The 7,717-nt window shown below is 69.5% G+C and carries 8 protein-coding genes and 1 tRNA gene; 4 read left to right on the plus strand and 5 right to left on the minus strand.

Annotated features, from left to right (window positions below):
- Positions 1–64 precede the first annotated feature (64 nt).
- Together ABZ194_RS19675 and ABZ194_RS19680 are read left to right on the plus strand one after the other, a co-directional pair.
- Complete coding sequence (locus ABZ194_RS19675) at positions 65–1,087, plus strand: chorismate-binding protein (protein ID WP_355598144.1); 1,023 nt, start codon at positions 65–67, stop codon at positions 1,085–1,087.
- Positions 1,084–1,914, plus strand: coding sequence for an aminotransferase class IV (locus ABZ194_RS19680; protein ID WP_355598146.1), 831 nt, complete (start codon positions 1,084–1,086; stop codon positions 1,912–1,914). Before ABZ194_RS19675 ends, ABZ194_RS19680 begins: the two co-directional genes overlap by 4 nt.
- Before the next feature lie 35 nt (positions 1,915–1,949).
- Here ABZ194_RS19680 and ABZ194_RS19685 read toward each other — a convergent pair whose 3' ends face one another.
- Complete coding sequence (locus ABZ194_RS19685; RefSeq protein ID WP_355598148.1) at positions 1,950–3,329, minus strand: hypothetical protein; 1,380 nt, start codon at positions 3,327–3,329, stop codon at positions 1,950–1,952.
- Between the two features lie 44 nt (positions 3,330–3,373).
- Here ABZ194_RS19685 and ABZ194_RS19690 point away from each other — a divergent pair, with 44 nt between their 5' ends.
- A complete protein-coding gene (locus ABZ194_RS19690; RefSeq protein ID WP_355598150.1) occupies positions 3,374–4,009 on the plus strand; it encodes a DUF305 domain-containing protein in 636 nt (211 codons plus the stop codon).
- Positions 4,010–4,024: 15 nt separating this feature from the next.
- Here ABZ194_RS19690 and ABZ194_RS19695 read toward each other — a convergent pair whose 3' ends face one another.
- On the minus strand, positions 4,025–4,441 hold the full coding sequence (locus ABZ194_RS19695; RefSeq protein WP_355598152.1) for an SsgA family sporulation/cell division regulator: 417 nt from the start codon (positions 4,439–4,441) through the stop codon (positions 4,025–4,027).
- A 462-nt stretch (positions 4,442–4,903) separates the two neighbouring features.
- On the opposite strand from ABZ194_RS19695, the gene ABZ194_RS19700 reads away from it, so the two are divergent.
- A tRNA-Val gene (locus ABZ194_RS19700) sits at positions 4,904–4,975 on the plus strand.
- A 32-nt stretch (positions 4,976–5,007) separates the two neighbouring features.
- On the opposite strand, the gene ABZ194_RS19705 is transcribed toward ABZ194_RS19700, so the two are convergent.
- The 3 genes from ABZ194_RS19705 to ABZ194_RS19715 all read right to left on the minus strand — a co-directional run.
- Positions 5,008–5,316 carry a hypothetical protein gene (locus ABZ194_RS19705; RefSeq protein WP_355598153.1) on the minus strand — a complete coding sequence of 103 codons (309 nt, stop codon included), beginning with the start codon at positions 5,314–5,316 and terminating at the stop codon, positions 5,008–5,010.
- A 1,039-nt stretch (positions 5,317–6,355) separates the two neighbouring features.
- Complete coding sequence (locus ABZ194_RS19710) at positions 6,356–6,916, minus strand: hypothetical protein (RefSeq protein ID WP_355598155.1); 561 nt, start codon at positions 6,914–6,916, stop codon at positions 6,356–6,358.
- Positions 6,917–7,145: 229 nt separating this feature from the next.
- On the minus strand, positions 7,146–7,717 hold a 572-nt coding region (locus ABZ194_RS19715; protein ID WP_355598157.1), incomplete at its 5' end, for a DNA translocase FtsK.

The following is a 7,717-nucleotide window of genomic DNA, read 5'->3' on the forward strand; positions in this document are numbered from 1 at the left end:
CGGGGCCCCGCCCTTGCCGCACCACCGGTGCGCCTTTCGGCCGGCGCGGCGGGACAATAGCGGGGTGTATGACCCATTTGCTCATATAGGGGGCCGTCTGGCCACCCGGCTCCGTGACGTCACCACCGACCTGGCCGCGCTCGACGGCCAGGGGTGGTGGGCCGTGGTGGTCGACTACGAGGGCAAGGTCACCTGTGCCAGATTCGACGACGTCCGGCCCGCGCCGCTGCCCGTGCCACGAGGGCCCTGGCGCGGGCCGCACCCCTCGTCGTGGCGGAGCTCGCTGAGCCGGGTCGCCTACGAGGACGGCGTAAGCCGCATCCGTGACCACATCGAGCGGGGTGAGGTGTATCAGGCCAACCTGTGCCGGGTGCTGACCGCGCCACTGCCACCGGATCCGGACCCGGTGGCGCTGGCCGTACGTCTGGCCGAGGGCAACCCCGCCCCCTACGCCGCCACGGTGAGCCTGCCCGGGCTGAGCGTGGTGTCGGCCTCCCCGGAGCTCTACCTGTCCAGGGACGGCGACGTGATCGAGTCCAGGCCGATCAAGGGCACCGGGGTCACGGTGGAGGACCTGCTGGAGAAGGACTACGCGGAGAACGTGATGATCGTCGACCTGGTCCGCAACGACCTGGGCCGGGTCGCCGAGGTCGGATCGGTGAGCGTGCCCGCGCTGTGCGAGGTCGAGGAGCATCCGGGCCTGGTGCACCTGGTCTCCACGGTCCGGGCCCGGCTCGCCCCGGAGTTCGGCTGGCCCGAGCTGTTCGGCGCGACGTTTCCTCCAGGTTCGGTAACCGGAGCCCCGAAATCTTCCGCGCTGCGTGTCATCGATGAACTCGAACCCGAGCCTCGCGGGCCGTACTGTGGAGCCGTGGGCTGGGTCGATGCCGACCGGCGCCGGGCATCCCTGGCCGTGGGGATCCGCACCTTCTGGTTCTCGTCCGACGAAATCCGGTTCGGCACCGGCGCGGGCATAACCTGGGGCAGCGACCCGCGCCGGGAGTGGGACGAGACCGAGCTGAAGGCCGCCCGCCTCATCGCGCTCGCCTCCACATCGGATTCAGCAGTTTCGGGAGGAAGTCGATGAACGTACCCGTGTGGGTCGACGGGCGGCTGGTCCGGCCCGACCAGGCGACCGTCTCGGTGTTCGACCACGGCCTGATGGTCGGGGACGGCGTGTTCGAGACCGTCAAGTCCGTGAACGGCGTCCCCTTCGCGCTCACCCGCCACCTGGACCGGCTCCGCCTGTCGGCCCGGCGTATGGACCTGCCCGAGCCGGACGTCGAGGCGATCACCTCGGGGGTGCGGGCCTGCCTGGCTGAGGCGCCTCCCTGGCCGCTCGGCCGGGTCCGCATCACCTACACCGGCGGTCTTGGCCCGCTGGGCTCCGACCGGGGCGACCAGGGCTGCACCACCGTGGTGATCGCCGGTGAGCAGCGGCCGTTCCCGGCCACCGCCGGCGTCGTCGTCGTGCCGTGGCCCCGCAACGAGCACGGTGCGCTCACCGGTGTGAAGAGCACCTCCTACGGCGAGAACGTCAAGGCGCTCCTGTACGCCAAGACCGCGGGCGGTGGTGAGGCGATCTTCGAAAACCTGGCGGGCGACCTCTGCGAGGGCACGGGCAGCAACGTCTTCATCGTGCGAGAGGGCCGCCTGATCACTCCCACGACGGCCTCCGGCTGCCTGGCCGGGGTCACCCGTGCGCTCACCCTCGAATGGTGCGGCGGTTACCAGGAGGACGTCCCGCTGTCGGCCCTCTACGAGGCCGACGAGGCGTTCCTGACCTCCACCACCCGCGACATCCAGCCGATCCGCGCCGTCGACCGGACCGTGCTGCCGGCCGCCCCCGGCCCGATCACCGCCAAGGCCATGCGGGTCTTCGCCGAGCGGAGCGCGGCCGACCTCGACCCGTGACCTCTCGGCCTGGACCGCTCCGGCCACCTTCCGGATCACTCCGGGTAGGACATCTGGGTCTGGGCGTTCAGCACCTCCACGGTGACCTTCTTGGCCGGATCGGTCAGCGGGTCGTCGATCCGGAGCACGTCCAGCCCCCGGGTGATGTCGCTGGAGTAGATGTGGCCGTTGTAGTAGTAGGCCGACCACGAGCCGGCGACCGCGTCGACCGGGCCGCGCTCGAAGAAGCCGATCTCCCGGGGATTCGCCGTGTCGGTGAAGTCCCAGACCGACACCCCGCCCTGATACCAGGACTGCACCATGACGTCCCTGCCGGGAACCGGTAGCAGCGCTCCGTTGTGCGCCACGCAGTTCTCGTCGGGCCGCTGCTCCCTGGGGATCTTGAAATAGCCGCGGAGGGTGAGCGTGCGATCCTCGCCCAGGTCGTACACGGCGTTCGCCCCGTGGGTTCTCGGCGTACCGGAGTCGCAGGTGGCGCTCATGCCGCCCCCCAGCTCGTCGCCGAAGACCACCTTGGTGGCGGCGTTGTTGAACGTGGCCGAGTGCCAGATGGAGAAGTTCTCCCTGTCGCGCACGCGCTGGATCACCTTGGGGTTCACCCGGTCGGCGATGTCCAGCAGGATCCCGTCGCCGAAGCAGGCGGCCGCGGCCAGGTTCTTCTCCGGATAGACCGTGACGTCGTGGCAACCGCCCTCGCGGTCCGTCTCCTCCGAGAGCACCGGCTGCGAGACCACCCTGGCCGAGGCCGGGTTCCCGGTGGGCACCTCGACCACCGAGATGTTGTTGTGCGGGGGCGGGCAGGTCGGCGACTCCGGCACCGGTCCGGCGGAGGAGACGCAGAGGTAGACCGTCTCCCCGGTTTTTCCGGGCACGAGGGTGTGGGTGTGTGAGCCGCACTCCGTGGCGACCGCCGACACGAACCTCGGGTGGGCCCTGTCCGCGATGTCGAAGATTCGGATCCCCTCCCAGGTCCCGCCGTCACCGTCCCCGGCCTCCTCCCGCGGGCTCCGCCCCCCGCCACACTCCGGCCCGCCGCGCGGGGAGTCGACGGACAGGAACAGCAGGTTCCCGCTCACCGAGACGTCGTTCTGCTCACCGGGGCAGAGCACCCGGCTGACCACGGACGGCCTGGCCGGATCGGACACGTCGAGTACGGTGAAGCCGTCGAAGTTGCCGACGAACACGTGATCGTCCTGAAAGGCCAGGTCGGTGCCCCACGACTGGGGGCCGTCCAGCGGGGCCTCAGGCGGCACGTTCGCCAGGTGGGTGATGTTGGAGCTGTGTACGGCGTCCCCGGTGGTCCGCACGGCCGACGGTGTGGAGCCGGCGGCCCACGAGACCGACTCCCTCGGATCGGCGCCGCACCCGGCCGTCAGAAGCAGCACCGCCAGCCCGAATGCCGCGATCCATCGCACAGTGCCCCCCGTTGTGTCGGTTATCTTGACCCATTATTGGAGGTATGCGAAGGGTGCGTTTGTGGTACGGGGTGACCACCGTGATCGTGGTGGCCACGCTCCTTCCCGGTTGCGCGGGCGACCTGGAGGGACGGACCCCGTTGGTCGCGGGCACCGGCGCACCGGTGATCGTTCCCGGTGGGCCGGGTGAGGCCGGCCGTACGGCAAGGCCGGGCGAACGCCTGGGTGATTCGGAGGCGCGGGTGACGGCGGCCGATGTGCGCTTCGCCGAGGGCATGATTCCGCACCACCGGCAGGCGCTGGAGATGGCGGCGCTGGTCCCGCCCAGGACGGTGTCACCGGAGGTACGCGGGCTCGCCGGGCGGATCGCCGCCGCGCAGCGGCCCGAGATCGCGGCCATGACGTCCTGGCTGACGTCGGTGGGCCGCGCTCCGGGAAGGCACGGCGACCACAGAGCGGTCACGCTGGAGCGGATGAACCGCCTCAGGGCCGCCAGGGGCGAGGCCTTCGACCGGCTCTTCCTGCGCCTGATGATCGCCCATCACGAGGAGGCGCTTCGGATGGCCGGGAGCCGGCTCCGTCAGGGGGCCGACCGGGTCATGCTGGCCATCGCCCAGGACGTCGTCTCGGGACAGGGCGTCGAGATCGCCCGGATGCGGAAGCTGCTCCGGGGGCTGTAGACGCGAAGGCCGGGCTCAGGAACTCCAGAGCATGTTGCTCAGCTCGGCGTCGAGGTCCATGAAGTCGGTCTCGCGGCCGGCCGGGACCAGGTCGTACGTCCGGTGCAGGAAGTCGGTGAGCGGTGCCAGCGGCACCTCGAACAGGGCCTGCCCGAACGGCGAGGTGAGACTGATGTGCAGCGTGCGCTCGCCGTCGGCGCGCGCCGGCCACACTTGGACGTCGCCGTCGCCGACCCGCCGTACGATGCCGACCGTCAGCAACTCGCGAGCGAAGATCCACTCGACCGGTTCGTCGTTCCCCACGTGGAAGGCCATTCTGATCGCGTAGGGATCATCGGCTGTGTAGCTGAGCCCGGCGAGCAGGGGGACGGTGGTACGGTCGGGGACCACAAGCCGAAGGCCAAGCTCGGCAGAGACGGTGGAGCTGTTCATCGTCAGCCAAACCTTTTTCGTCGTCGGTCCCCTCTTCGGGGCTTTCACTGCTCTGGCGGACTCTCTCTGTCCCGAGCTATGACGCGGAACAAAGAAACCTGTAGGAAAGATTCCGCCTCCGGGCCCTTCTGTAACACACATCACAGCGCGACATTTGGGCGTCTACCTGGCTAAACATCACCAACAGGGCCATATTTGCAAGGGTTTTGCGTATCGTTTTGGTCACCGTCGACTCCCCCTGGGGGGCGTCTCGGGCGATAGAGGTTGAGCCTGGGTCGTACGGTGCTTCTGCGGATCAGGACGATGCTATGACACCGTAGCCCCCCGCCGGACGCATCCTCCGACGTTTGATTCCCGACCGTGTCGCCTCCCAAGATCTTTTTTGGCGCGGACGCCGCTTCGCCAGCGCCTCCGGATTGCTGTATGGTTTTCACGTCGGCCCCGAGAGGAGCCAGACGGGGCGGGCGATTAGCTCAGCGGGAGAGCGCTTCGTTCACACCGAAGAGGTCACTGGTTCGATCCCAGTATCGCCCACACATGGTAGACGCAGGTAAAGGCCCGGTGGACTACACGGTCCGCCGGGTTTTTTTATGCCCGCGGAGCCGATTGGGAGATTTTTGGGAGAACAAGATCACGACTTTCGCTCCTCCGCGGCTCCGGTTCTCCCGCAGCGCGGCGTCCAGCGTCGGCACCGCTGAGCGCGGATGGATCCGGTAGCGCTCACCGATCCCGCCGTGCCACAGCGTCTGCAACAGGGTCAGCAGATCGGCCACCATCCGCTTGGTGATGTGCCCGTAGACCTCAGACATGTCGGCCAGGTCCTCATGCCCCATCCGGTCCTTCTTCAATGCCTCCTTGATGCCGCCGTCGTCCATCCACGTCTGATGCCCGTGGCGCAGACCGTGGACCTTCAGACCGGACCGGACGGGCAGCCAGCTCACCACGTGCGGCTGCTCCTCCTGCGGCCAGGCCGGCCACGCCGGGCGCCCACGGCCCGCCGGTGGAATCTGCGGCGCCCGCCGCGCTTCGGGCCGTGATCGGCCATAGGCGGACACATCAGCCGATCCTGGGGACGTGGCCGGGGCGCCGCGTCATGCTGGGCGCCATGACTGGGCGACAGGTGACGTTGGTGGGCGGGCCGTTGGATGGGATGACCTTCCCGCACCCGGCCCCGGAGTCCGATGATCCGGGCGCGTACATGATCGCGCCGGGTTAGATGCACCGGGCGGTGTACGAGCCCACTCCCGGGGAGGATCCGGCCGTGTGGCACCAGGGCTACATCGGCTGACACCCGCACAGCAGAAGGCCCGCCACTCCCCGGAGCGGCGGGCCTGCTTTTTGCTGTGCGGCCTCATCGGGTGAGGCCTCCGTGCCTGTGCGGGTCAGTACAACCAGCCGGCAAGAGGGCAGACATCCGCTGACGGCCGGGTCACACTGTGGTCTATGACCGATCAGCGCAACACAGAGTCTGAGACTCCCGCTAAGTGGCGGACGCTCCCGCCTCGTGTGCGGCCGGAGGACACGGTGGCCGAGCAGCCGGAGATACGCGCCGTCAATCCGCTGCCCGACCAGAAGGAGACTGAGATCGAGTCCATCCGGTAGCTGCTCAGCCGCTGATGCGCCGTCGTCCTGCCCGTCCACCCCGGTGATTGTGCGCAGGCAGTCGAGAGCGTTCCCGCCCTGTTGGGGGTGAGGAAGGTGCTTGACCCACCCTGTGGGACGCGGAGGCCCCGCTGCTCTTTCGAGTCAGCTATTCGTCACCTTGACGCGCTCTGGCTGGGACGTATGGTCCGGTCAGGAAAGTTTCTCGTCGACAGCGCCATTCGTCCTTCGGAGCAGGGGGAAGCGCACATGTCTCGCTATCAGGTATACCCGCCGCCCGGCTACCTCCTGCTGGCTGCCTTCGCGGGCGCCCTAATGGTGCAAACGGTTCTGGTCGAGCTGGGGATCATGTCGGCCGATGGGCTCGACGAGGTCAACGGGATCATCGGGTTCATCGGCTGGGTGATCCTTTTCCCACCGTCCGTGCTCCTCACCGGGCCGCTTTTCCTGAGTGCGGTGTACGCCGTCTATGGCGGCGGATGGCGGGGCGCCCCCGTCTTCATGGAGGACGGGGGCGCCCCATCTCAGGGGCGGGCGCGGCGGCCGACGAGGTGACCGGCGAGGGCCCCTTCGTGGCCGGCCGAGCCGGTAGGCGATGGCCGGTATCAGCTCGGTCACGACCGCGTGGAGCCGGTCGTCGATCTCGCCGCCGGTGAGGTCGTACGCCGCGCGGGCGGCGGGCGGCATCTTCTCCACCCTGCTGCTGAGCCGGGCCGGGCGGGTGACGGTGTACCCGCGCTCCAGCAGGCGGGCCATGACACGGTCAGTGGCCGCGTCGAGGGTGGCGTCGTCCGGGTCGAGGCCGAGGGCGTCGCGCAGGGCGAGATGGACGGTCAGCGCCGCCTCGAGGTGGTGCGTCTCCGGGTCACGCATGTGGTCCTCCTGGGGGTGGGTGTGGGGGGAGCGTACGGCGGGCCGGTGACAGCCCGCCGAGGTGAAGGGCGTCAGGGGTGCGGACGCTCCGGGCGCCCGCCCGATCCCTCGGCCGGGCGGGCACCCGGGGCGGCGGCCACTCGTCGTCTTCGGTGAGGTCGATGCCGACCTGGGCGACCAGACGTCGTCGATCTCCTTCAGGTGCTGACGAGCGCGGTGGCGGGGGTGGTCACCGGCTGGTGGCGGCGCTGTAGCGCAGCTCGGCCAGCAGTTCCTCCAGCTCGGCCGGGGCGATGTGGACTTCGCGGGCCTTGGAGCCGTCGGCCGGGCCGACCACGCCGCGCTCGTGCAGCTGGTCCATGAGCCGGCCGGCCTTGGCGAAGCCCACCCGGAGCTTGCGCTGCAGCATCGAGGTGGAGCCGAACCGGGTGGTGACGACCAGCTCGGCCGCCTGCACCAGCAGGTCGAGGTCGTCGGCGGGGACGTTTTTCGTCGGCCCCGGCTTCGGGGCGACGGGCGCGTCCTGGTGGTCGGTGGCGTGCCGGCGGCAGTGCGCGGCGATCGCGGCGACCTCCTTTTCGGAGACGAACGCGTTCTGCAGCCGGGTCGGCGTGCCGGCGCCCATCGGCGCGAACAGCGCGTCACCCTGGCCGACGAGCTTCTCGGCGCCGGCCGCGTCCAGGATGACGCGGGAGTCGGTCAGCGAGGAGGTGGCGAAGGCGAGGCGGGAGGGGACGTTGGCCTTGATCAGGCCGGTGACCACGTCCACCGAGGGGCGCTGGGTGGCGATGACCAGGTGGA

Origin of the sequence: Streptosporangium sp. NPDC006007, from assembly GCF_040614315.1 — a bacterium.
Lineage (GTDB): Bacteria > Actinomycetota > Actinomycetes > Streptosporangiales > Streptosporangiaceae > Streptosporangium.